This is a genomic window from Enterobacter cloacae complex sp. IR53030 (assembly GCF_049238365.1).
GTDB lineage: Bacteria > Pseudomonadota > Gammaproteobacteria > Enterobacterales > Enterobacteriaceae > Enterobacter > Enterobacter kobei.
Genome location: NZ_JBMKHA010000014.1, coordinates 115362 through 137391 on the forward strand (window position 1 = coordinate 115362; position 22030 = coordinate 137391).

General features: G+C 56.3%; 24 protein-coding genes. 10 read left to right on the top strand and 14 right to left on the bottom strand.

Annotation, left to right across the window (positions count from 1 at the left end):
- Nucleotides 1-33 precede the first annotated feature (33 nt).
- The 5 genes from flhA (at nt 34) to ACOTXR_RS15445 (ending at nt 6294) form a co-directional block, all read left to right on the top strand.
- Nucleotides 34-2106: a formate hydrogenlyase transcriptional activator FlhA gene (flhA, locus tag ACOTXR_RS15425; protein WP_058690644.1), complete on the top strand. Its 2073-nt coding sequence runs from the start codon at nt 34-36 to the stop codon at nt 2104-2106.
- A gap of 154 nt (nt 2107-2260) precedes the next feature.
- Nucleotides 2261-3259 (top strand): ABC transporter substrate-binding protein, encoded by a 999-nt coding sequence (locus ACOTXR_RS15430; protein WP_023331175.1) that lies wholly within the window; start codon nt 2261-2263, stop codon nt 3257-3259.
- Nucleotides 3259-4296 carry a FecCD family ABC transporter permease gene (locus ACOTXR_RS15435; RefSeq protein ID WP_014885014.1) on the top strand — a complete coding sequence of 346 codons (1038 nt, stop codon included), beginning with the start codon at nt 3259-3261 and terminating at the stop codon, nt 4294-4296. Before ACOTXR_RS15430 ends, ACOTXR_RS15435 begins: the two co-directional genes overlap by 1 nt.
- Nucleotides 4296-5057: an ABC transporter ATP-binding protein gene (locus tag ACOTXR_RS15440; protein ID WP_058690645.1), complete on the top strand. Its 762-nt coding sequence runs from the start codon at nt 4296-4298 to the stop codon at nt 5055-5057. Before ACOTXR_RS15435 ends, ACOTXR_RS15440 begins: the two co-directional genes overlap by 1 nt.
- Before the next feature lie 16 nt (nt 5058-5073).
- Nucleotides 5074-6294, top strand: coding sequence for an MDR family MFS transporter (locus ACOTXR_RS15445; protein WP_014885016.1), 1221 nt, complete (start codon nt 5074-5076; stop codon nt 6292-6294).
- Nucleotides 6295-6299: 5 nt separating this feature from the next.
- Here ACOTXR_RS15445 and ACOTXR_RS15450 read toward each other — a convergent pair whose 3' ends face one another.
- Nucleotides 6300-6644, bottom strand: a complete 345-nt coding sequence (locus ACOTXR_RS15450) for a nitrous oxide-stimulated promoter family protein (protein WP_058690646.1) — start codon at nt 6642-6644, stop codon at nt 6300-6302.
- A 175-nt stretch (nt 6645-6819) separates the two neighbouring features.
- Between ACOTXR_RS15450 and ACOTXR_RS15455 the strand changes: the two genes are divergently transcribed.
- Together ACOTXR_RS15455 and mutS are read left to right on the top strand one after the other, a co-directional pair.
- Nucleotides 6820-7050, top strand: coding sequence for a SymE family type I addiction module toxin (locus ACOTXR_RS15455; RefSeq protein WP_014885018.1), 231 nt, complete (start codon nt 6820-6822; stop codon nt 7048-7050).
- A 113-nt stretch (nt 7051-7163) separates the two neighbouring features.
- The gene (gene mutS / locus ACOTXR_RS15460) at nt 7164-9725 is read left to right on the top strand and encodes a DNA mismatch repair protein MutS (protein ID WP_222834703.1); all 2562 of its coding nucleotides are present in this window, start codon (nt 7164-7166) and stop codon (nt 9723-9725) included.
- 92 nt (nt 9726-9817) lie between these two features.
- Here the strand turns inward: mutS and ACOTXR_RS15465 are convergent, their stop codons facing one another.
- The 3 genes from ACOTXR_RS15465 to ACOTXR_RS15475 are packed head-to-tail and all read right to left on the bottom strand — an operon-like array spanning nt 9818 to nt 12069.
- Entirely contained in the window at nt 9818-10039 is a 222-nt protein-coding gene (locus tag ACOTXR_RS15465) for a non-oxidative hydroxyarylic acid decarboxylases subunit D (protein WP_003862116.1), read from the bottom strand.
- 10 nt (nt 10040-10049) lie between these two features.
- Complete coding sequence (locus ACOTXR_RS15470; protein WP_032635686.1) at nt 10050-11477, bottom strand: non-oxidative hydroxyarylic acid decarboxylases subunit C; 1428 nt, start codon at nt 11475-11477, stop codon at nt 10050-10052.
- Complete coding sequence (locus ACOTXR_RS15475) at nt 11467-12069, bottom strand: non-oxidative hydroxyarylic acid decarboxylases subunit B (protein WP_014885021.1); 603 nt, start codon at nt 12067-12069, stop codon at nt 11467-11469. Before ACOTXR_RS15475 ends, ACOTXR_RS15470 begins: the two co-directional genes overlap by 11 nt.
- A gap of 172 nt (nt 12070-12241) precedes the next feature.
- Here ACOTXR_RS15475 and ACOTXR_RS15480 point away from each other — a divergent pair, with 172 nt between their 5' ends.
- Nucleotides 12242-12649 (top strand): MarR family winged helix-turn-helix transcriptional regulator, encoded by a 408-nt coding sequence (locus ACOTXR_RS15480; RefSeq protein ID WP_014885022.1) that lies wholly within the window; start codon nt 12242-12244, stop codon nt 12647-12649.
- On the opposite strand, the gene ACOTXR_RS15485 is transcribed toward ACOTXR_RS15480, so the two are convergent.
- Nucleotides 12646-13533, bottom strand: a complete 888-nt coding sequence (locus tag ACOTXR_RS15485; protein ID WP_032635681.1) for a LysR family transcriptional regulator — start codon at nt 13531-13533, stop codon at nt 12646-12648. The two genes, ACOTXR_RS15480 and ACOTXR_RS15485, sit on opposite strands and share 4 nt — an antisense overlap.
- Before the next feature lie 108 nt (nt 13534-13641).
- Here ACOTXR_RS15485 and ACOTXR_RS15490 point away from each other — a divergent pair, with 108 nt between their 5' ends.
- Both ACOTXR_RS15490 and ACOTXR_RS15495 read left to right on the top strand, forming a co-directional pair.
- Nucleotides 13642-14850, top strand: coding sequence for an MFS transporter (locus ACOTXR_RS15490; RefSeq protein ID WP_058690194.1), 1209 nt, complete (start codon nt 13642-13644; stop codon nt 14848-14850).
- Nucleotides 14847-15224, top strand: a complete 378-nt coding sequence (locus ACOTXR_RS15495) for a DUF4440 domain-containing protein (protein WP_023338753.1) — start codon at nt 14847-14849, stop codon at nt 15222-15224. Before ACOTXR_RS15490 ends, ACOTXR_RS15495 begins: the two co-directional genes overlap by 4 nt.
- Before the next feature lie 52 nt (nt 15225-15276).
- Here ACOTXR_RS15495 and rpoS read toward each other — a convergent pair whose 3' ends face one another.
- The 9 genes from rpoS to ACOTXR_RS15540 all read right to left on the bottom strand — a co-directional run bounded on the left by rpoS (nt 15277) and on the right by ACOTXR_RS15540 (nt 21904).
- Complete coding sequence (rpoS, locus tag ACOTXR_RS15500; protein WP_008499600.1) at nt 15277-16269, bottom strand: RNA polymerase sigma factor RpoS; 993 nt, start codon at nt 16267-16269, stop codon at nt 15277-15279.
- A 59-nt stretch (nt 16270-16328) separates the two neighbouring features.
- On the bottom strand, nt 16329-17453 hold the full coding sequence (nlpD, locus tag ACOTXR_RS15505) for a murein hydrolase activator NlpD (protein ID WP_058690193.1): 1125 nt from the start codon (nt 17451-17453) through the stop codon (nt 16329-16331).
- Between the two features lie 116 nt (nt 17454-17569).
- A complete protein-coding gene (locus ACOTXR_RS15510; RefSeq protein ID WP_058690192.1) occupies nt 17570-18196 on the bottom strand; it encodes a protein-L-isoaspartate(D-aspartate) O-methyltransferase in 627 nt (208 codons plus the stop codon).
- Nucleotides 18190-18951, bottom strand: a complete 762-nt coding sequence (gene surE / locus ACOTXR_RS15515; protein ID WP_014885028.1) for a 5'/3'-nucleotidase SurE — start codon at nt 18949-18951, stop codon at nt 18190-18192. The genes ACOTXR_RS15510 and surE overlap by 7 nt, the downstream gene beginning before the upstream one ends.
- Nucleotides 18932-19981 (bottom strand): tRNA pseudouridine(13) synthase TruD, encoded by a 1050-nt coding sequence (gene truD, locus ACOTXR_RS15520; protein WP_023338755.1) that lies wholly within the window; start codon nt 19979-19981, stop codon nt 18932-18934. Before truD ends, surE begins: the two co-directional genes overlap by 20 nt.
- Complete coding sequence (gene ispF / locus ACOTXR_RS15525) at nt 19978-20457, bottom strand: 2-C-methyl-D-erythritol 2,4-cyclodiphosphate synthase (RefSeq protein WP_006811766.1); 480 nt, start codon at nt 20455-20457, stop codon at nt 19978-19980. The genes truD and ispF overlap by 4 nt, the downstream gene beginning before the upstream one ends.
- Nucleotides 20457-21167 carry a 2-C-methyl-D-erythritol 4-phosphate cytidylyltransferase gene (gene ispD, locus ACOTXR_RS15530; RefSeq protein ID WP_058690191.1) on the bottom strand — a complete coding sequence of 237 codons (711 nt, stop codon included), beginning with the start codon at nt 21165-21167 and terminating at the stop codon, nt 20457-20459. The genes ispF and ispD overlap by 1 nt, the downstream gene beginning before the upstream one ends.
- Nucleotides 21168-21186: 19 nt before the next feature.
- Nucleotides 21187-21498, bottom strand: a complete 312-nt coding sequence (gene ftsB, locus ACOTXR_RS15535) for a cell division protein FtsB (RefSeq protein ID WP_058690190.1) — start codon at nt 21496-21498, stop codon at nt 21187-21189.
- 79 nt (nt 21499-21577) lie between these two features.
- Nucleotides 21578-21904 (bottom strand): DUF3561 family protein, encoded by a 327-nt coding sequence (locus tag ACOTXR_RS15540; protein WP_014885031.1) that lies wholly within the window; start codon nt 21902-21904, stop codon nt 21578-21580.
- Nucleotides 21905-22030: the final 126 nt, after the last annotated feature.

Here is a 22030-nt window from a genome sequence, read left to right on the forward strand (position 1 = left end):
CTCTTTTCTGCCAGTTTCAATTGGAAAGCAATAATGCCGTATACACCGATGAGCGATCTTGGACAGCAGGGCCTGTTTGATATCACGCGCACACTTTTACAGCAGCCCGATCTCAGCGCGCTAAGCGATGCTTTGACGCGACTGGTCAGGCAATCAGCCCTGGCAGACAGCGCCGCAATTGTGCTCTGGCATAGCGGAACGCAACGCGCGAGCTACTACTCAACGCGTGATAATGGCAAAACGTTTGAATACGAAGATGAAACGTATCTGGCGCATGGTCCGGTGCGCCGCATTCTCTCCCGTCCGGAAGCCTTGCACTGCAATTTTGAGGTGTTCAGGATGGCGTGGCCGCGGCTTGCCGGGAGCAACCTCTATCAGCCTTTTGGCCACTACAGCATGCTGCCGCTGGCGGCGGAGGGCCATATCTTTGGCGGCTGCGAGTTCATCCGCACGACCGACCGGCCCTGGAGCGAAGCGGAGTACGAGCGTCTGCACACCTTTACCCAGATTGTGGCCGTGGTGGCAGAGCAGATCCAAAGTCGCGTCACCAATAACGTGGATTACGACCTGCTGAGCCGCGAGCGCGATAACTTCCGCATCCTGGTGGCAATCACTAACGCCGTGCTGTCACGTCTCGATATGGATGAGCTGGTCAGCGAAGTCTCAAAAGAGATCCACCACTATTTCAAAATCGACGCTATCAGTATTGCGCTGCGGGGGCATCGCAAGGGCAAGCTGAATATCTATTCCACGCACTATCTCGATGAAGCCAACCCGGCGCATGAGCAAAGTGAAGTGGATGAAGCGGGCACCCTTTCTGAACGGGTATTCAAAAGCAAAGAGATCCTCCTGCTTAACCTGAGCGAACAGGATCCGGTGGCGCCGTATGAGCGAATGCTGTTTAACACCTGGGGCAATAAGATCCAGACCCTGTGCCTGCTACCGCTGATGTCCGGCAACACCATGCTTGGCGTGCTGAAACTGGCGCAGTGTGATGAAGCCGTGTTTACCACCGCCAACCTGAAGCTGCTGCGTCAGATTGCCGAGCGTATCTCCATCGCGCTGGATAACGCCCTCGCCTATCAGGAGATCCATCGCCTGAAAGAGCGGCTGGTGGACGAGAACCTGGCCCTGACCGAGCAGCTTAATAATGTGGACAGCGAGTTTGGCGAAATCATCGGGCGCAGCGATGCGATGTACAGCGTCCTCAAGCAGGTGGAAATGGTGGCGCAGAGCGACAGCACGGTGCTGATTTTGGGTGAAACCGGCACGGGTAAAGAGCTGATTGCCAGAGCCATCCACAACCTGAGCAATCGCAACAGCCGCCGGATGGTGAAGATGAACTGCGCGGCGATGCCTGCGGGCCTGCTGGAAAGTGACCTCTTCGGCCACGAGCGCGGCGCATTTACCGGGGCCAGCAGCCAGCGCCTGGGGCGTTTTGAACTGGCCGATAAAAGCTCGCTGTTCCTCGACGAAGTGGGCGATATGCCGCTGGAGTTGCAGCCTAAACTGCTGCGCGTCTTGCAGGAGCAGGAGTTTGAGCGCCTTGGCAGCAACAAGCTTATCCAGACTGACGTGCGGCTGATTGCCGCCACCAACCGCGACCTGAAAAAAATGGTCGCCGACCGCGAATTCAGAAGCGATCTCTACTATCGCCTGAACGTCTTCCCGATCTGCCTGCCCCCGCTGCGCGAACGTCCGGAAGATATCCCCCTGCTGGTAAAAGCCTTTACCGCGAAGATCGCCCGCCGAATGGGGCGAAATATCGACAGTATTCCTGCCGAAACGCTACGCACCCTCTCGTCGATGGAGTGGCCGGGTAACGTCCGCGAACTGGAAAACGTCATTGAGCGTGCGGTGCTGCTCACGCGTGGCAATGTGCTGCAACTCTCCCTGCCGGAGGTTTCTCTGCCTGAAACGACCGTGACCGCAGCCGAGATCGCAAAAGAGGGAGAAGATGAATATCAGCTCATTATGCGCGTGCTGAAAGAGACGAACGGCGTGGTTGCCGGCCCGAAAGGGGCAGCCCAGCGTTTAGGCTTAAAACGCACGACCCTGCTGTCGCGCATGAAGCGCCTCGGGATTGATAAAGAGAACCTGCTGTAAGTCCGCAATCTGGCGGTGTGATTCTGGCACCGCCTTTTGTCACCCTGCGCAATTGTCCCTCATTGACACAAAATCGTTTCCTCTGTATAAAATTCCGCCTTAATAATGAGTTTCATTTGCATCAAAAAATAATTTTAATGAAGGGTAGCGTTTAATGAAAAAGGTCATCTGCGCGTTGGGCCTGGCGATTGCGTCGGTCAGTTCTGCTCTGGCAACCACATATCCTCTGACCATTGAAAACTGTGGTTATAAAGAGACCTTCACCAAAGCGCCGGAACGCGTCGTGGCCCTGGGTCAGAATACCGTCGAAATTTTGCTCCTGCTCGGCCTGCAGGATAAGGTGAAGGCCAGCGCCTTCTGGCCGACCAAAGTGCTGCCACAGCTGGCTGAACAGAACGCAAAAATCAAAACCCTGACGGTAGAAATCCCTACGCTTGAATCTATCCTTGCGCAAAATCCTGATTTTGTACCTGCCCAGCTTCCTCTGTTACTTGGGCCTGAGAGTAAGGTCGCAAAACGTGAAGATTTGGCGACCGTCGGTGTGAATAGCTACGTCTCACCGGGCATGTGCGCGACCAAAAAAGCCACAGGAGATATGTACGGCAGCCGCCAGAAGCTGTGGGACATGACCTATCTCTATAAGGAGATTGAGGATTTTGCCAAAATCTTTAACGTGGAAGATCGCGGCCAGGCCGTCATTGCCGATTTCAAAAAACGTGAGGCTGACCTGCGCCAGGAGTTTGGTAAAAACAAAAAGGACCTCTCCTTTGTTTTCTGGTTCTCAAGCTCCTCTCCTTCGGCTGATGCTTACGTCGGCGGTAAAAACAGCGCCTCCGGATTTATTGCCAACGTGCTGGGCGGGCACAACGCCATTACATCTGAAACCGAATGGCCAACCGTGGGCTGGGAAAGCATTATTGCCGCTAATCCGGATGTGATTGTGGTCTCCAGTCTGGACCGTAACCGCTGGGCGCTGGATAACGCGGAAGAAAAAATCAAATTCCTGAAAAACGATCCTGCCGTCAGCCAGCTTGATGCCGTCAAAAAAGGCCATATCGTGGTGATGGACGGCCAGGCGATGAACCCAACGATTCGTACAATTTACGGTGCTGAACAGGTGGGTGAACAGCTCAGAAAACTGGGGCTGAACTGATGACAGCCGCTGTACTTCAGGCCCGCCAGGGCCTGTTCCTGACCACGTCTGCTCTGCTTGCCATTGTACTGTTGTTTCTGGTCATCGCCCTTGGCGTCAGCGTCGGTGAACTGTCCATCCCGCTGGATAACGTGTTTTATGCTATCAGCAATAAAATGGGGCTCACCGAGGTTCCGCTCAACCGCATCTATGAGAGCGTTATCTGGGACTTTCGTCTGAGCCGTGCGCTGGTTGCTGCCTGCTGTGGCGCCGGGCTAGCCATCTGCGGTGCCGTCCTGCAAAGTCTGTTGAAGAACGCGCTGGCGGAACCCTATGTTCTCGGCGTGTCTGCGGGGGCCTCAACCGGGGCGGTTTCCGTCGTGGTGCTGGGTGTGGGAACGGGAGCCGTTTCGCTCTCAGCTGGGGCCTTCGCGGGTGCCTTCGCCGCCTTTGCATTTGTCGCTTTTCTGACGAACGGCGCACGCGGCGGCAATGAACGCACTATTCTGGCAGGCGTTGCGGCTTCGCAGTTGTTCAATGCCATTACCGCCTACACCATCAGCACGTCAGCCAGCGCACAGCAGGCGCGAGATGTCATGTTCTGGCTGCTGGGCAGCTTCAGCGGCGTACGCTGGCCGGAATTCCAGCTGGTACTGGTGGTGGTCCTGCTGGGGTTAGCCGTTTGCCTCTACTATTCCCGGGCGCTGGATGCCTTTACGTTTGGTGACGACGCTGCCGCATCGCTGGGGATCGCCGTTCCCTGGGTACGCCTGGCGTTATTTATCACGACCGCACTGATTACCGCGACCATCGTCAGTATGGCAGGCTCCATCGGCTTTGTGGGGCTGGTGGTTCCGCACGTCATGCGTTTCCTGTTCGGACCTTTGCATCGCACGCTGCTCATTGCCAGCGCGCTGGCCGGGGCGATCCTGATGGTGCTGGCAGACATTGCCTCACGCATGCTGATTGCGCCGCAAAGCCTGCCCGTCGGCGTAGTGACCGCACTGGTGGGCGTTCCCTTCTTTGCCGTGATTATTTACCGTTCAAGGAATAAGTGATGAGTATCTGCGCTGAAAATATTACCTGGAAGGTCGGCAAAAAGGCGATCGTCAATGACGTCTCGCTGAAGGTCTCCCGGGGGGAAACCGTCGGCCTGCTGGGCCCAAACGGCTGCGGTAAATCGTCTCTTTTGCGTATCCTCGCGGGACTGCGTCGCCCGGAAGCGGGCCGCGTGACGCTGGACGGGCAGGACATCTCCCGCATCGCCAAAAAGCAGCTTGCCCGCCGGGTAGCGTTCGTTGAGCAGCACGGGATGACCGACGCCAACATGCGCGTGCGCGACGTGGTGAAACTTGGACGAATTCCGCACCACTCCGCTTTTTCCAACTGGAGCACGCACGATGACGAGACCGTCACGGCGGCACTGCAACGCGTGGATATGCTGGATAAAAGCGACCAGGGCTGGCTGAGCCTCTCCGGCGGAGAGCGCCAGCGGGTGCACATTGCCCGCGCGCTGGCCCAGACCCCAACGGAAATCCTGCTGGACGAACCGACCAACCACCTGGACATTCATCATCAGATGCAGCTGATGCAGTTGATCAGCGAATTACCGGTCACCAGCATTGTCGCTATCCACGATCTCAACCACGCCTCGATGTTCTGCGACTCGCTGATTGTGATGCAGAAGGGGCAAATTGTGGCGACGGGGACACCTCAGGACATCTTATCCGAGTCGTTGCTGTGGGATGTTTTCCGGGTCAAAACCAAAATTGAGATCTCGCCGTTCCATGGCAAAAAGCACATCCACTTTATCGTTTAGGGGCGCGTAAATCACAATGCTCCTTCGCCCAGCCGCCACGCTCTGGCCGCCCGTCTTACTGGGTAGCCAGTTTGTTTTCAACATTGGCTTTTACGCCGTCGTTCCTTTCCTGGCGATATTCCTGCGCGACGACATGCTGCTCTCCGGCGGACTGATCGGGCTGATTCTGGGCCTGCGCACCTTCTCCCAGCAGGGGATGTTTATCGTTGGCGGTGCCCTCTCGGACCGGTTTGGCGCGAAAGTGGTTATCCTCAGCGGCTGTATTGTTCGTGTTTCAGGTTATCTGCTGCTGGCCTTCGGGGAATCGCTCTCGCCGATTATTGTGGGCGCATGTCTGACGGGCATCGGCGGCGCATTATTTTCCCCTTCGATTGAGGCATTGCTGGCCAAAGCGGGCACGCACAGTGAGGCGAAAGGGACACGAAGCCGGGCGGAGTGGTTTGCACTGTTTGCAGTCTGCGGGGAACTCGGCGCGGTACTGGGCCCGGTTGCTGGCGCCCTGTTAACGGGACTTGGCTTCCGCCAGGTGGCGCTGGCGGGTGCAGGGGTCTTTATTATTGCGTTAGTGGTGCTCTACTTCTGCCTTCCTGCTTCTGGCCGCCGTTCGCAAACGCTGAAAATACAGCCCTGGTGGACAACCTTCCGCCAGCCTCGCTTCGTCGCCTTCATCATTGCCTATAGCTCATGGCTGTTAAGCTACAACCAGCTTTATCTGGCGCTGCCGGTGGAGATCCAGCGATCTGGTGGTAACGAGAAAGATCTCGGTCCGCTTTTTATGCTCGCCTCCGTGCTGATCATTACCTTACAGCTGCCGCTGGCACGCTTTGCCCGCCGCGTGGGCGCGGTGAGGATCCTGCCGGTGGGCTTTTTGCTGCTTTCTACGGCCTTTGCGAGCGTAGCGATGTTTGCAGCGACTGAACCGCCGGAGGGCTGGTTGCGGTTGCTGCCGTCGGTCTTATTTGTCACGTTACTGACGCTGGGACAAATGCTGCTGGTCCCCTCGGCAAAAGATCTCATTCCGCGGTTCGCCGAGGAATCAACGTTGGGGGCGCATTATGGTGCTCTCGCCACCGCCGGAGGGATGGCGGTACTGGCGGGAAATTTGTTGTTTGGCAGTCTGCTGGATCGCGCGCTGGTGCCTTCGGCTCAGGCAATATACCCCTGGCTGCTGCTGGCCCTCTTCCCGTTATGCAGCGCCCTGGCCCTGCAGGTAATTTGCCGACCACTGCGAAGCTGAACGGCTCACTTTTTCGGGCGATACTTTTCCGGTAATTCCGGCACCGGACGACGATCGTCAATCAGATGACGAACGGTCAGGAAAGGATGACGCCATAACATGCGTGGCCCCGCCCAGCGCATAATCTGCTTCATCTCTTCCCGCTTTGCGGGCTGGTAGCAGTGTACCGGACACTGTTTACAGGCAGGCTTTTCTTCACCAAAAACACACTTATCCAGGCGCTTATCGGCATACGCGTTCAGCGCCTGATAATGCCCCTCTTCCCGAGACGCCTGCGGGCACTGCTTTTCAAACAACGCGATCATTTTCGCGATAGTCTCTTTTTCTCGTGATATGCGTTTACCGGACATAGCGACTTACCGATTAATAAGATGCATCAATAATACTCTTTTAAACCCTGAATTTCAGTTGTTGCATTCCGTTTTCTGAAGCCTGATTCCAGCATTAATGCTACACCTCCTGAAAATCACGGGTATTTTATACAGGCATCAGGAGTGACCGTTGTCCGTATTGTCTGGAGGTTCTATGCAAGAGATCGCGACTGGCAAACCCTACCGCCATTTAAAAGTGGGATATTTCAGAAAACGTCACGAGGATCGAAAAACTAAGATACCTAAGCGTTACAGCGTACATGCGGCGTTGAGCTTAAAAGGGGACTGGCTTGAAAAGGCGGGCTTTACTACCAACGCCCAGGTCAGGGTGGGCGTGGAACATGGCAAAATTGTCATCGAGTTGATGCCGGAAGGCACCTCGTAAAGCCGCGACATTTTTCTGCGACATCGCTTTTTTTCATGCGACAATAGCAGGAACTAACGGCCACTGAGCCGCTCAAAACGGTTTCTTTTCAAAGAAATGGACATCATAACTCCATGAGCACAATCGACAATTTCGACGCACATACGCCGATGATGCAGCAGTATCTGAAGCTGAAAGCACAGCACCCGGAAATCCTGCTGTTTTACCGTATGGGCGATTTTTACGAGCTGTTTTATGACGATGCCAAACGTGCATCGCAGTTGCTCGACATTTCGCTGACCAAACGTGGCGCATCGGCAGGTGAGCCCATCCCGATGGCAGGCATCCCGCACCATGCGGTAGAGAACTACCTGGCCAAACTGGTCAATCAGGGAGAATCCGTCGCCATTTGCGAACAGATTGGCGATCCGGCGACGTCGAAGGGGCCGGTTGAACGCAAAGTCGTGCGCATCGTCACGCCAGGTACCATTAGTGATGAAGCCCTGCTTCAGGAGCGCCAGGATAACCTGCTGGCGGCGCTGTGGCAGGACGGCAAAGGGTTTGGTTATGCCACACTGGACATCAGCTCCGGGCGTTTTCGTCTGAGTGAACCCGCTGACCGTGAAACGATGGCTGCCGAATTGCAGCGCACCAACCCGGCTGAGCTGCTCTATGCCGAAGATTTCGCCGAGATGGCGCTGATTGAAGGTCGCCGAGGTTTACGCCGTCGCCCGCTGTGGGAATTCGAAATAGATACCGCGCGCCAGCAGTTGAATCTGCAGTTTGGCACCCGCGACTTGATCGGTTTTGGCGTTGAAAATGCGCCGCGCGGGCTGTGTGCAGCAGGTTGCCTGCTGCAATACGTGAAAGACACCCAACGCACCGCCCTGCCGCATATCCGTTCTATCACCATGGAGCGCCAGCAGGACAGCATCATCATGGATGCCGCCACGCGCCGCAACCTGGAGATCACGCAGAACCTGGCGGGTGGCATAGAAAATACCCTCGCGTCGGTCCTCGACAGCACGGTGACGCCGATGGGGAGCCGTATGCTGAAACGCTGGCTGCATATGCCCATTCGCGATACGAATACGCTTGTCTGCCGTCAACAGACGATTGCCGCATTGCAGGATCGTTACACCGAGCTGCAGCCCGTTCTGCGTCAGGTGGGCGATCTCGAGCGTATCCTTGCCCGTCTGGCATTGCGCACCGCACGCCCACGCGATCTCGCACGTATGCGTCATGCTTTCCAGCAGTTACCGGAACTGCGTGCTCAGTTGAGCGACGTTGACAGCGCTCCGGTTCAGAAACTCCGTGAAACGATGGGCGAGTTTACCGAGCTTCGCGAACTGCTGGAACGCGCCATTATCGATGCGCCTCCGGTTCTGGTGCGTGACGGCGGCGTCATTGCCCCTGGCTACAACGAGGAGCTGGACGAATGGCGTGCGCTGGCCGACGGTGCAACGGATTATCTTGATAAACTGGAAATCCGCGAGCGCGAGCGTCTTGGGCTCGACACCCTGAAAGTGGGGTATAACGCGGTACACGGTTACTATATTCAGATCAGCCGCGGGCAGAGCCATCTGGCACCAATTCACTACGTCCGTCGTCAGACGTTGAAAAACGCCGAGCGCTACATTATTCCCGAGCTGAAAGAGTACGAAGACAAAGTGCTCACCTCGAAAGGTAAAGCGCTGGCGCTGGAAAAACAGCTGTACGAAGAGCTGTTTGACATGCTGATGCCACACCTGGCCGATCTGCAGCTTAGCGCCAGCGCGCTGGCGGAGCTGGATGTGCTGGTGAACCTGGCTGAACGCGCGGAAACGCTGAACTATACCTGTCCGACCTTTACCGACAAGCCCGGTATCCGCATCACTGAAGGCCGTCACCCGGTGGTCGAGCAGGTACTGAATGAGCCGTTCATCGCCAACCCGCTGAACCTCTCGCCGCAGCGAAGAATGCTGATCATTACCGGGCCAAACATGGGCGGTAAAAGTACCTATATGCGCCAGACCGCTTTGATTGCGCTGCTCGCCTATATCGGCAGCTACGTCCCGGCGCAACACGTTGAGATTGGCCCTATCGACCGTATCTTTACCCGCGTCGGGGCGGCAGACGATCTGGCGAGCGGTCGCTCAACCTTTATGGTGGAGATGACCGAAACGGCTAACATTCTGCACAACGCGACGGAACACAGTCTGGTGCTGATGGACGAAGTCGGACGCGGAACATCAACCTACGATGGCCTGTCGCTGGCATGGGCCTGCGCTGAAAGCCTCGCGAACAAAATCAAAGCCATGACGCTGTTCGCCACCCATTACTTCGAGCTGACGCAGCTACCGGAGAAGATGGAAGGGGTGGCTAACGTCCACCTTGATGCGCTGGAACACGGCGATACCATCGCCTTCATGCACACGGTGCAGGACGGTGCGGCGAGCAAGAGCTATGGCCTGGCCGTCGCGGCGCTGGCTGGCGTACCGAAAGAGGTAATTAAGCGCGCGCGTCAGAAACTGCGTGAGCTGGAAAGCCTGTCACCGAATGCGGCGGCGACGCAGATTGATGGCACGCAGATGTCGCTGCTGGTGCCTGCGGAAGAGACGTCGCCTGCGATGGAAGCACTGGAGAATCTCGACCCGGATTCACTGACGCCGCGTCAGGCGCTGGAGTGGATTTATCGGTTGAAGAGTCTGGTTTAGTTCTCTGCGGTCTTTATTGCCCGGTGGCGCTGCGCTTACCGGGCCTACGGGTTTTGTAGGCCGGGTAAGGCGAAGCCGCCACCCGGCTTTTTTTACAGCAGCGGCGGGATCGTCGGCACCTGCGGTGCCTCGTCAATATCCTTCTGCGTCATACGAAACGCTTCCGGATAATGTTCACGGCTGGTGCGGCGCAGCGGCTCGGTATCGCGCCAGGTATAGAGACAATGCTGGCACTGATAAACCGTCCAGACCCCCTTCACGGGTGATGTCGCCATCACTTCAATATGTTCATCGGCACAACGTGGACAAATCATCTTTTCCTCCTTATTGACGTGCTGCCAGCATCGCGGTCAGTTTTTCAGCCCAGGCTTTGGTCTCAGGCAGATCCTGTACCGGCTGGCTATAGTGGCCTCGGGTGTCCGGGGCGACAGGCGTCGTCGCATCAATAATCAGTTTGTCGGTAATGCCCGCCGGGCTGGAGCCAGGGTCGAGTTCAAGCACCGACATGTTCGGCAGTTGAACCAGATCGCCTGCCGGGTTGACCTTCGATGACAGCGCCCACATCACCTGCGGGAGGTTGAACGGGTCAACATCTTCATCCACCATAATCACCATCTTCACGTAGCCCAGGCCATGCGGCGTAGTCATGGCACGCAAACCGACCGCGCGGGCAAAACCGCCGTAACGCTTTTTGGTGGAGATAATCGCCAGCAAACCGTGGGTGTACATCGCGTTCACCGCCTGCACTTCCGGGAATTCGGCTTTTAGCTGCTGGTATAACGGCACGCAGGTGGCTGGGCCCATCAGATAGTCAATTTCGGTCCACGGCATACCGAGGTACAGGGATTCGAAAATCGGTTTCGTGCGATAAGAAACTTTATCAATACGTACCACCGTCATATTACGGCCACCGGAATAGTGCCCGGTAAACTCTCCAAACGGCCCTTCGATTTCACGTTTACGACCTTCAATCACCCCTTCCAGGATCACTTCAGAGCCCCACGGTACATCGAAGCCGGTCAACGGTGCGGTGGCAATCGGGTATGGGCTTTCGCGCAGGGCACCCGCCATCTCATATTCTGACTGATCGTATTTCAGCGGCGTCGCACCCATCAGGGTGATGATCGGATCGTTGCCGAGAGTAATTGCAATCGGCAGATCTTCTCCACGCTCTTCCGCTTTATGCAGATGCAGGGCGATATCGTGCATCGGCACCGGCTGTAGGCCGAGCTTGCGCTTACCTTTCACCTCCATGCGATAAATGCCGACGTTCTGCTTGCCGAAGTTATCCGGGTCAAGCGGATCGCGCGAAACAACGCACGCTTTGTCGAGATAAAAACCACCGTCTCCGTCATTCAGGCGAAACAGCGGCAGGATGTCGAACAGGTTGATGTCTTCACCGTCCACCGTATTCTCAGCCCAGGCCGGGTTGGCGCGGCGCTCCGGTGCGATGGGGAATTTATCCCAGCGGCGGATAAACTCGTCGATCTGTTTTTTCACCGGGGTATTCGCAGGCAGCCCCATTGAAATGGCGTGGTTCTGCCAGGAGCCGATGGTGTTCATCACCACGCGGGCATCGGTAAACCCGCGAATATTGTCAAACCACAGCGCGGGCGCACCGTCGCCAATGCGACCGGTGGCGTTGGCTGCCGCCGCCAGATCCGGCTCCGCATTCACCTCTTCCTCAATTTTCAGCAGTTGCCCTTGCTCATCGAGTGCCTGCAGAAAGCTTCTCAAATCATCAAATGCCATTTTTATTCTCCTGTGAAAAATCTTTCGCCTCCCGCAGCCCATTCCAGCGGCGTGCCTTTTTATGCTCCAGACCAAACTGGTCGAGCACGCGGGTCACGATATGCTGGGTGATGTCATCGGCGGTCTGCGGATGGTTGTAATACGCAGGCATGGGCGGCACCATCGCCACGCCCATTCGGGAAAGCGCCAGCATGTTCTCCAGATGGATGGTGCTGAGCGGCGTTTCGCGGGGAACCAGCACCAGCTTGCGCCCCTCTTTCAACACCACATCCGCCGCACGGCCCACCAGCCCTTCGGCGTAGCCTGCGCGGATCCCCGCCAGCGTTTTCATGCTGCAGGGAATAACGATCATGCCGTCGGTACGAAACGAGCCGGAGGAGATAGTGGCGGCCTGGTCAGCCGGGCTGTGGACAACGTCAGCCAGCGCAGCAACGTCCTGCGCGGTGTAAGGCGTTTCCAGCTCGATGGTGGTTTTAGCCCACTTCGACATCACCAGATGCGTTTCCACCTCAGGCATCTCCCGCAGCGCCTGCAGCAGCGCCACGCCCAGCGGAGCCCCCGTCGCCCCCGTCATTCCCACGATCAATCTCATTCATCACCTCAATTAATTTGTTCGTGTACGAACATTATAGGTAAACTACTCCCGGATCGTTTTTCTGACAAGATCGTTCGCATACGATCACACTAATTGCTAAAAAATGCCGCGTTATCATCCCGGGCTTTAGCGGCTATCATAGGGGGAGATTTTTTCCGTCGGAGTGTTCATGGAACTAAGACAAGAGGCGTTCCACCTGTTACGTCAGCTTTTTCAACAGCATACCGCGCAGTGGCAACATGCCCTACCGGAGCTGACCAAGCCGCAGTATGCGGTTATGCGTTCTGTTGCCGAGCATCCGGGCATTGAACAGGTGGCATTGACCGAAGTGGCTGTCAGCACGAAAGCGACCCTGGCGGAAATGCTGAGCCGCATGGAGGCGCGCGGGCTGGTCAAACGCGAGCATGACCCCGCCGATAAGCGCCGCCGGTTTGTCTTCCTGACACCAGAAGGCGAAGCCCTGCTTGAAGGCAGCAAGCCAGTAAGCAATGAAGTAGATGAGGCATTTTTAGGGCGCCTGAGTCAGGCCGAACGGGAGCAGTTCTCTGCGCTTATCAAGAAAATGATGCACGATTAATTCACGCTGGCGCGCATAAAATCAATAAAGGTGCGTACTTTCGCCGGCACGTGCCGGGCATCCGGATAAACCGCGTAAATGCCCTGCCGCGCGAAGGTATATTCCGGTAAAACCGGCACCAGTTTTCCCGTATCCAGCGCATCGCGCACCAGCCATTCCGGCAGTAATGCCACTCCACCTCCGGCGAGTGCAAAGGCCATAAGAGCCTGCGCACTGTCGGCAAACAGGCGCGGCGCTTTTTTTATCTCCAGCGTGTCGGGCAAACCACCGGCATTTTTCACCTGCCAGCGCAGCGGCGAGGTTAAGCGCTCGTGGATAATCCAGTCCGCATGGGCAAGCTGCGCCAGCGATGCGATCGGATGAGTACCGAGCCACTCGGGTGTCGCAACGGGCAGGATCGAAAAGTGCGCGATCAATGCAGCGTGATAGCGTGAATCGGTAAGCGTTCCCAGTCGGATAGCCACATCAAAGCGCTCTGAGATAAGGTCGGCATGCAGTGACGACGAAACATGACGCACGCGAAGATCCGGGTGCTGCTGGCTGAACCTTGCCAGCATCGGCACCACGACCTGTGAGCCATACTCAGGCGTGGTCGTGATCCGCAACTCCCCGGTGAGCCCGGCATGATTCGCGCGGACATCATCCTGCAACTGTTCTGCATCCTTCAGAAGCGCGACGCTGCGTTGATGAAAAAGAGTCCCCGCGTCGGTTAACGTCAGGCGGCGGGTGGATCGCAGCAACAGGGTAACGCCCAGTTCGGCTTCGAGCTGACGAATATTGAAGCTGACCACGGCTTTTGTCAGCCCCATCGCCTCAGCTGCCGCAGTGAAACTGCCGGCGTCTGCCACCGCAACAAACATCTGCGTCCGCTGTAAGTTAATCATCATCACGCCTTTTACCGTCAAAATATTTTTGACAGTATATCGCGCTTTGTCTGGTTTATCCGTACCTGGCGCGTCGATACGATACGCCTCCTCACGGGAGGAACCACCATGACCTATCGAAGCAAAGTCGCCGTTGTCTATCTGCTGGGCTTTTTTCTTGATTTGATTAACATGTTTATTGCCAGCGTCGCTTTTCCGGCAATGGCTCACGCCTTTCACGCCACGCCTTCAGCACTTGCCTGGGTCAGTAACGGGTACATTGCGGGTCTGACGCTGGTGATCCCGTTTAGCAGCGTGCTCACGCGCCGAATTGGACCGAAGCGCGTCATCCTGCTCTCGCTTTTTCTGTTCAGCGCTGCCTCTGCTGCGGCAGGCTTGTCTGCCACGCTGGAAAGCCTGATTGCCTGGCGAGTGTTGCAGGGGGTGGGAGGAGGCTTATTGATTCCCGTTGGACAGGCGTTGACCTGGCAACAGTTTAAGCCTCACGAGCGAGCCAGACTCTCCTCAGCGGTTATGCTGGTCGCACTGCTTGCACCCGCCTGCTCCCCTGCTCTCGGAGGCGTGTTGGTGCAAACGCTAAGCTGGCGATGGATATTTTTCGCCACGCTCCCGGTTGCCATCGTGACCTTTGTTCTGGGCTGTTTGTGGCTTAAACACGAACAGCCCGCGATGAAAGCAAGCCGGCTGCTAAACCTGCCTTTACTTGCGGACCCGCTTTTGCGTTTTTCCATGCTGGTCTATGTCTGTGTACCAGGCATATTTATTGGAGTGAACGTCACGGGTATGTATTACCTTCAGAGCGAGGCCAATATGACACCCGGCGCAACGGGAATGCTGATGCTGCCGTGGTCTGTGGCATCGTTTGTCGCTATCACGGCAACGGGACGCTATTTTAACCGTATTGGTCCTCGTCCCCTTGTCGTCACAGGCTGTCTGCTCCAGGCGCTGGGCGTTCTGCTTTTACTGAGCGTCAGTCCGGCCAGCACAGCGCTGTTACCCACCCTTGCGTTTGTGTTGATGGGTGCAGGGGGAAGTCTTTGCAGCAGCACGGCTCAGAGCAGCGCTTTTCTGACAACGCGCCGGGAAGATATGCCGGATGCCAGTGCGCTGTGGAATCTTAATCGTCAGTTGAGCTTTTTTGTGGGAACCCTGCTGCTGGCGCAGGTCCTCAACCTTGCGCAGGCCTGGCTACCCCCGCTCGCCGCGTGGCACGGGATGTTTATTTTTGCCGCAGGCATGACCTTACTGCCTGTACTGTACGTTTTTCGTCTTAACAATACGCAGGTGCTCACCCAGCTGCGACAGGAGAATTCATGACGCCTTTCGAACACGAGATTATCGAGCTCCACATTGCACTTGAAAACTGGCTAGGCAAAGGCGAAGGCGATTCCGACGCCTTGCTCGCCCGTTTTCGGTCTGATTTTCTGATGATCCCACCCGGTGGGGTCCATATAGACTACAACGGGCTTGTTCGTTTTCTGGATAACCAGCGCGGAAGTCGTCCTGGGCTTAAGATCGTCATTGACGAATTATCGACGCGACAGAGCTGGGATGATGGCGCGGTGCTTCACTACCGGGAGACGCAAACCCGCCCGGATCACCCCATCAACGTGCGCTGGTCAACCGCAGTGCTGAATCAGGAAGATGGCAGGATCACATGGCGTCTGCTGCACGAAACGGCGCAGCCATAGCACAAAAGAAAAAGGCCCGTCTCACGACGGGCCTTTTTTGACGAAAGGTTGCTTATTCGCGGAACAGCGCTTCGATATTCAGACCTTGCCCCTGCAGGATTTCACGCAGGCGGCGCAGACCTTCAACCTGAATCTGACGAACACGTTCACGAGTCAGACCAATTTCGCGGCCAACATCTTCCAGTGTCGCAGCTTCATACCCCAGTAAACCGAAACGACGTGCCAGCACTTCACGCTGTTTGGCGTTCAGTTCGAACAGCCATTTGACGATGCTCTGTTTCATGTCATCGTCCTGCGTGGTGTCTTCCGGACCGTTGTCTTTTTCATCGGCCAGGATGTCCAGCAGCGCTTTTTCGGAGTCGCCACCCAACGGGGTGTCAACGGAGGTAATGCGCTCGTTGAGACGCAGCATACGGCTTACGTCATCAACCGGTTTATCGAGTTGTTCGGCAATTTCTTCTGCGCTTGGCTCGTGGTCCAGTTTATGGGACAACTCGCGCGCGGTACGCAGATACACGTTCAACTCTTTGACGATGTGGATCGGCAGGCGGATCGTACGGGTCTGGTTCATAATAGCCCGTTCGATGGTCTGACGAATCCACCAGGTCGCGTAGGTTGAGAAACGGAACCCGCGTTCCGGGTCAAACTTCTCAACTGCGCGGATGAGACCTAAGTTGCCCTCTTCAATCAGATCCAGCAGAGCCAGACCACGATTGCCGTAACGGCGGGCAATTTTCACGACCAGTCGCAGGTTACTTTCGATCATGCGACGACGCGAGGCAACATCACCACGCAAAGCACGACGTGCGAAATAGACTTCTTCTTCGGCCGTTAGCAGTGGGGAGTAACCAATCTCCCCAAGGTAAAGCTGAGTCGCGTCCAGTACACGCTGTGTGGCGCCCTGCGATAACAGCTCTTCTTCAGCCAAATCGTTATCACTGGGTTCCTCTTCTACTAAGGCTTTTTCGTCAAAAGCCTCTACTCCGTTCTCATCAAATTCCGCATCTTCATTTAAATCATGAACTTTCAGCGTATTCTGACTCATAAGGTGGCTCCTACCCGTGATCCCTGAACGAGACACCCTGGCTGGCATGCCCCGTCAAATTATCGCTGCGGCAAATACTGCAGCGGGTTTACGGATTTCCCCTTGTAACGAATTTCAAAATGCAAGCGTGTAGAACTGGTTCCGGTGCTACCCATGGTAGCGATTTTTTGCCCCGCCTTAACTTCTTGTTGTTCCCGGACCAGCATTGTGTCGTTATGGGCGTAGGCACTCAGGTAATCATCATTGTGTTTGATGATGATAAGATTACCGTAACCGCGCAGAGCATTACCAGCATACACAACGCGTCCGTCTGCGGTCGCGATGATAGCCTGTCCTTTACTGCCTGCGATATCGATCCCTTTGTTCCCACCCTCAGAAGTGGCGAAGTTTTCGATAATCTTGCCGTCAGTTGGCCAGCGCCAGGTAGTGATTGACGAACTGGCATTCTGACTGCTTGCAGTCGGTTCAGTAGAGCTAACCACAGGTGCCGTAACCGGTGCTGTGACAGTAGTCGCAGTCCCTTTATTATTCGGCAACATTTTGTTAGCAGTCTGATCACCTGAATCCTCAGAATACGTAATTACAGGTTGTGAAGCAACCACCGTGGTGGATTTTTGTGCAGGCTTAACGCTGTTATTTTGTGCGGTCACATCGGCCGCTGAAACCGTGTTGCCAGGCGTCAGTGGCGTACCCGTTGCGTTGCCCACCTGGAGCGTTTGCCCAACCTCCAGACCATACGGGGCCTGGACGTTGTTACGCTGTGCGAGGTCACGGAAATCGTTCCCGGTGATCCAGGCAATATAGAACAGCGTATCGCCGCGTTTCACGGTATAGGTGCTGCCGCCGGTATAGCTGCCTTTCGGAATGTTCCCATACTGACGGTTATACACGATGCGGCCATTTTGGGTCTGAACAGGCTGTTCAACTGGCTGAATCTGTGTTGGCTGCGTCATTGGGCGCTGAACTGGCTGGGTTGACGGATTTTGTTGCGCCGTGGCAGTTCCCATTTTAGGCGGAGGCGTGATCAACATTCCGCTGGACGTGTTACCCGAGCCGATGTTTCCGCCGACGGAACTGACGGGCGCAGGCGCATTGTTAGAACTTGTACAGCCAGCCAGCCAGAGCGAAACCAGTGATAATGCCGCAACACGGCTGATGGTGAATTTAGGGCTTCCCGCGCTCATTTATCCCCCAGGAATGTGTTAACTACCAGTGACTTAAAATTTACCGTGATGGCACGAATCTTTCGCGCCACACCATACGCTGAATTTGCCTTAATAACCCTGGATAAATCCGAGTCTCAGGCCAACTCCCCCTTTACCAGAGGCACAAAGCGCACGGCTTCCACGGTGTCGATAATAAACTCGCCGCCACGTCGACGAACGCGCTTCAGGAGCTGCTGCTCATCGCCGACGGGCAGAACAAGAATGCCCCCCTCATCCAGCTGCGACAACAGGGCTGCAGGAATTTCAGGCGGGGCTGCCGTCACGATGATGGCGTCGAACGGGGCGCGAGCCTGCCAACCCTGCCATCCATCACCGTGTCGTGTCGAAACATTGTGTAAATCAAGTTGTTTCAGGCGACGACGCGCCTGCCACTGTAAACCTTTAATCCGCTCAACGGAGCAGACATGGTGCACCAGATGCGCCAGGATCGCGGTCTGATAACCCGAGCCGGTGCCAATCTCCAGCACGCGCGAATTGGGCTTGAGCTCAAGCAGCTCCGTCATGCGCGCCACCATGTAAGGCTGCGAAATCGTCTGGCCTTGCCCAATAGGCAGCGCCACGTTTTCCCACGCTTTGTGTTCAAACGCCTCGTCTACAAATTTCTCACGCGGAACCTGGGCAAGCGCTTCAAGCACATGCTCGTCGCGGATCCCCTGTGCGCGAAGTTGTTCCAGAAGAGTTTGTACACGTTTGCTTACCATTGCGCGTTCACTCCTGCGCGATCCAGCCAGCCCGACACCACATCTTGCGCACTATACGCCGTTAAATCTACGTGCAGTGGCGTAACAGAAACATAGCCTTCATCCACAGCGGCAAAGTCGGTATCCGGACCCGCATCGCACTTATCGCCAGGAGGGCCAATCCAGTAAAGCGTGTTGCCGCGAGGATCCTGCTGCGGGATCACCTGATCGGCCGGATGACGGCTGCCGCACCGTGTGACGCGAATGCCTTTAATTTCATCCAGCGGGAGATCCGGCACGTTGATGTTCAGAATACGCCCGGTACGCAGCGGCTCGCGGCCGAGCGCCCGCAGGATCGAGCAGGTCACCGCGGCGGCGGTGTCGTAGTGCGTGTGGCCGTTTAACGAAACCGCCAGCGCCGGGAACCCCAGATGACGACCTTCCATTGCGGCCGCCACGGTACCGGAGTAAATCACGTCGTCGCCGAGGTTCGGCCCGGCATTAATACCGGAGACAACAATATCCGGACGCGGTCGCATCAGGGCATTCACGCCCAGAAAGACGCAGTCGGTCGGTGTGCCCATCTGTACGGCAATATCGCCATTTTCAAAGGTAAAGGTGCGAAGCGACGACTCCAGGGTCAGTGAGTTAGACGCTCCACTGCGGTTACGATCGGGCGCCACAACCTGCACATCCGCAAATTCACGGAGGTGCTTCGCCAGGGTCTGAATGCCTGGCGCGTGGATCCCGTCATCGTTACTCAGCAATATTCGCATAATCACCCGAGGTGTTGATAAGTTCCCTGACAACGCTGGTGGCAAAGCTACCGGCCGGCAGCCAGAAGCGTAACTCGACGGTGACGTCATCCCACCAGTTCCAGCTTAGCTGCTGCGGGTAGAGCAGCATCGCGCGGCGTGCTGCTTCGACTTTTTCCCGCACCAGCAAAGATTGTAATGCCTGCGCATCGGCGACAGCCGTCTGCTCAGCGCTCAGCGCGTCGCCCTGCGTCCCCCACTCACCGGAGCCGGGTAACGCGGCGGTAATCATCAGCGATTTCGCGTCCACGCGCGACTGCACATCGGCCATTTCGTCGGCCGTTGCCACAAACCAGCTTCCGCGTCCCGCTAATTGTAGCGCATCGCCAACAACAACTTGATTCGCGTCCGGTTTTTTCAGCCTTTCGCTCACAATCTGATTAAACAACGCACTGCGGGCCGCCGACAACCAAAAACTGCGCTTATTCCTGTCGCGCACCGGCGCATCGCTTTGTGCCCAGCGAAGCGCGCCCTGCAGGTTACTGCCGCCAATGCCAAAGCGCTGGGCGCCAAAGTAGTTCGGTACGCCGCGTTCATTGATGGCGTTGAGGCGTTTTTCAACGTCTGAACGGTCAGACACTTCACGCAATACCAGCGTAAACGCATTGCCTTTCAACGCCCCCAGGCGCAGTTTGCGCTTGTGACGGGCGTATTCCAGCACTTTACAGCCTTCCAGCTCAAACTGGCTTAAATCAGGCATCGTATTGCCGGGAACGCGCGCGCACAGCCACTGTTCGGTGACGGCGTGTTTATCTTTCTGTCCGGCGAAGCTCACCTCGCGGGCATGAATTTTGAGGAATTTTGCCAGCGCATCGGCCACAAACCGGGTATTGCAGCCGTTTTTAAGAATTCGTACCAGGATATGTTCGCCTTCACCGTCCGGCTCAAACCCCAAATCCTCAACCACCACGAAATCTTCAGGGCTGGCCTTCAGCATGCCAGAACCCAGCGGTTTACCGTGCAGATAAGTCAGGTTATCGAAGTCCGTCATTTGGCGGCCTTCACCAGCAGCGCCACCGCTTCACAGGCAATGCCCTCGCCGCGACCGGTAAAGCCCAGCTTCTCGGTGGTGGTGGCTTTGACGTTCACGTCGTCCATGTGACAGCCCAGATCCTCAGCAATAAACACGCGCATCTGCGGTATATGCGGCAGCATTTTCGGCGCCTGAGCGATGATCGTCACGTCGACGTTGCCCAGCGTATAGCCTTTGGCCTGAATGCGGCGCCAGGCTTCGCGCAGCAGTTCGCGGCTGTCTGCCCCTTTAAATGCCGGATCGGTGTCCGGGAACAGCTTGCCGATATCCCCCAGCGCAGCGGCACCCAGCAGGGCATCGGTCAGCGCATGCAACGCCACGTCGCCATCAGAATGCGCCAGCAGACCTTTTTCGTAAGGAATACGTACGCCGCCAATGATAATTGGGCCTTCTCCGCCAAAGGCGTGTACATCAAAACCGTGTCCAATTCGCATTATGCCTTCTCCTGATGGGTCGAACGGGTAAGATAAAATTCCGCGAGCTGTAAATCTTCCGGGCGCGTCACTTTTATATTATCAGCGCGTCCTTCAACCAGTTCGGGGTGAAAACCGCAATACTCCAGCGCGGAGGCTTCATCCGTGATGGTCGCCCCTTCTTTAAGCGCACGCGTTAAGCAGTCGTGGAGTAATTCGCGGGGGAAAAATTGTGGCGTCAGCGCGTGCCAGAGATCGACGCGCTCAACGGTGTGGGCGATAGCCTGCTTGCCTGGCTCGGCGCGCTTCATGGTGTCACGCACCGGAGCGGCCAGGATGCCCCCCACTTTACTGGTTTCACTCAGCGCCAGCAGGCGCGCCAGATCGTCCTGATGCAGACACGGACGTGCGGCGTCGTGCACCAGCACCCACGGCGCGTCTCCGGCAGCCTGAATGCCCGCCAGCACGGAATCGGCGCGCTCGGCGCCGCCGTCAACAACGGTAATATGTGGATGGTTTGCCAGCGGTAGCTGCGCAAAACGCGCATCGCCGGGGCTGATGACAATGATCGCTCGCGTCACCCGAGGGTGCGCCAGCAGCGCCGCCACGGCATGCTCGAGGATCGTTTTATCACCAATTGAAAGGTACTGCTTGGGACACTCTGTTTGCATGCGCCGGCCAAAACCTGCGGCCGGCACCACGGCACAGACGTCCGAAAAAGTTGCTGCCATGTCGTAATCCTGGGCCTGATTATCGATTATTTTGTGCTGAGCCCTGATTGCGTTTAGACGCATCCGGAACCAGACGATAAAAGGTTTCGCCCGGCTTAGTCATACTGAGTTCATTGCGTGCGCGTTCCTCAATCGCCTCCTGTCCGCCATTGAGGTCATCAATTTCAGCAAAGAGTTGATCGTTACGCGCCTTAAGTTTGGCGTTTGTTGCCTGCTGAGCCGCGACGTCATCGCTCACCCGGCTGTAGTCGTGCAGTCCGTTCTTACCGAACCACAACGAGTATTGCAGCCAAATCAGCAAAGCCAGCAACAGCAGCGTTAGTCTACCCATCCTGCCCCCTGAAAAAACGGCTTCATCATCCCATAACTTTCCGCTGGACTCTACTCTGGGGTTTTAATTATGCCGCAAGTTAACCCATCAGCCATAAAAATAGCAGCCCAAATATGATGACTACGGCGGCGATAGTGAACACGGCACTATACAGGAGCCTGCCATTGAACAGGGAGTGCAACGCAATGCCGACGACAACCGCGACGGGCATTAGCGCCAGGAAGAAAGGCCAGGTGTAGAGGAAGAAGAACAGCGTATTGCCGCCATACATAAGAAACGGGATGCCAAGCGCCAGCAACCAGGAGACGAAGCCAATAATGGCCCCGGGAAATGACCAGGTCGTTTCGTCGTCGGTCGCGAGCGGCTCCGACCCGGTGGTGATAATGTAGTTTTCACTGTTGCGCATAGCTAATCCTGTGACCGTGACTCATCGTTCGGAAAGACAGCTCCCGAACGATACCGCTGTGTAGAGACATTAAAGTTGTATCCTTTAACCTGAAAAAGACTTTAAAGTTGTAAAGTTTTAAAAAAA

Bases quoted from the DNA above. Each gene is read 5' to 3' on its own strand.
- flhA (WP_058690644.1), top strand. From the start codon at position 34: ATGCCGTATACACCGATGAGCGATCTTGGACAGCAGGGCCTGTTTGAT.
- ACOTXR_RS15430 (WP_023331175.1), top strand. From the start codon at position 2,261: ATGAAAAAGGTCATCTGCGCGTTGGGCCTGGCGATTGCGTCGGTCAGT.
- ACOTXR_RS15435 (WP_014885014.1), top strand. From the start codon at position 3,259: ATGACAGCCGCTGTACTTCAGGCCCGCCAGGGCCTGTTCCTGACCACG.
- ACOTXR_RS15440 (WP_058690645.1), top strand. From the start codon at position 4,296: ATGAGTATCTGCGCTGAAAATATTACCTGGAAGGTCGGCAAAAAGGCG.
- ACOTXR_RS15445 (WP_014885016.1), top strand. From the start codon at position 5,074: ATGCTCCTTCGCCCAGCCGCCACGCTCTGGCCGCCCGTCTTACTGGGT.
- ACOTXR_RS15450 (WP_058690646.1), bottom strand. From the start codon at position 6,644: ATGTCCGGTAAACGCATATCACGAGAAAAAGAGACTATCGCGAAAATG.
- ACOTXR_RS15455 (WP_014885018.1), top strand. From the start codon at position 6,820: ATGCAAGAGATCGCGACTGGCAAACCCTACCGCCATTTAAAAGTGGGA.
- mutS (WP_222834703.1), top strand. From the start codon at position 7,164: ATGAGCACAATCGACAATTTCGACGCACATACGCCGATGATGCAGCAG.
- ACOTXR_RS15465 (WP_003862116.1), bottom strand. From the start codon at position 10,039: ATGATTTGTCCACGTTGTGCCGATGAACATATTGAAGTGATGGCGACA.
- ACOTXR_RS15470 (WP_032635686.1), bottom strand. From the start codon at position 11,477: ATGGCATTTGATGATTTGAGAAGCTTTCTGCAGGCACTCGATGAGCAA.
- ACOTXR_RS15475 (WP_014885021.1), bottom strand. From the start codon at position 12,069: ATGAGATTGATCGTGGGAATGACGGGGGCGACGGGGGCTCCGCTGGGC.
- ACOTXR_RS15480 (WP_014885022.1), top strand. From the start codon at position 12,242: ATGGAACTAAGACAAGAGGCGTTCCACCTGTTACGTCAGCTTTTTCAA.
- ACOTXR_RS15485 (WP_032635681.1), bottom strand. From the start codon at position 13,533: ATGATTAACTTACAGCGGACGCAGATGTTTGTTGCGGTGGCAGACGCC.
- ACOTXR_RS15490 (WP_058690194.1), top strand. From the start codon at position 13,642: ATGACCTATCGAAGCAAAGTCGCCGTTGTCTATCTGCTGGGCTTTTTT.
- ACOTXR_RS15495 (WP_023338753.1), top strand. From the start codon at position 14,847: ATGACGCCTTTCGAACACGAGATTATCGAGCTCCACATTGCACTTGAA.
- rpoS (WP_008499600.1), bottom strand. From the start codon at position 16,269: ATGAGTCAGAATACGCTGAAAGTTCATGATTTAAATGAAGATGCGGAA.
- nlpD (WP_058690193.1), bottom strand. From the start codon at position 17,453: ATGAGCGCGGGAAGCCCTAAATTCACCATCAGCCGTGTTGCGGCATTA.
- ACOTXR_RS15510 (WP_058690192.1), bottom strand. From the start codon at position 18,196: ATGGTAAGCAAACGTGTACAAACTCTTCTGGAACAACTTCGCGCACAG.
- surE (WP_014885028.1), bottom strand. From the start codon at position 18,951: ATGCGAATATTGCTGAGTAACGATGACGGGATCCACGCGCCAGGCATT.
- truD (WP_023338755.1), bottom strand. From the start codon at position 19,981: ATGACGGACTTCGATAACCTGACTTATCTGCACGGTAAACCGCTGGGT.
- ispF (WP_006811766.1), bottom strand. From the start codon at position 20,457: ATGCGAATTGGACACGGTTTTGATGTACACGCCTTTGGCGGAGAAGGC.
- ispD (WP_058690191.1), bottom strand. From the start codon at position 21,167: ATGGCAGCAACTTTTTCGGACGTCTGTGCCGTGGTGCCGGCCGCAGGT.
- ftsB (WP_058690190.1), bottom strand. From the start codon at position 21,498: ATGGGTAGACTAACGCTGCTGTTGCTGGCTTTGCTGATTTGGCTGCAA.
- ACOTXR_RS15540 (WP_014885031.1), bottom strand. From the start codon at position 21,904: ATGCGCAACAGTGAAAACTACATTATCACCACCGGGTCGGAGCCGCTC.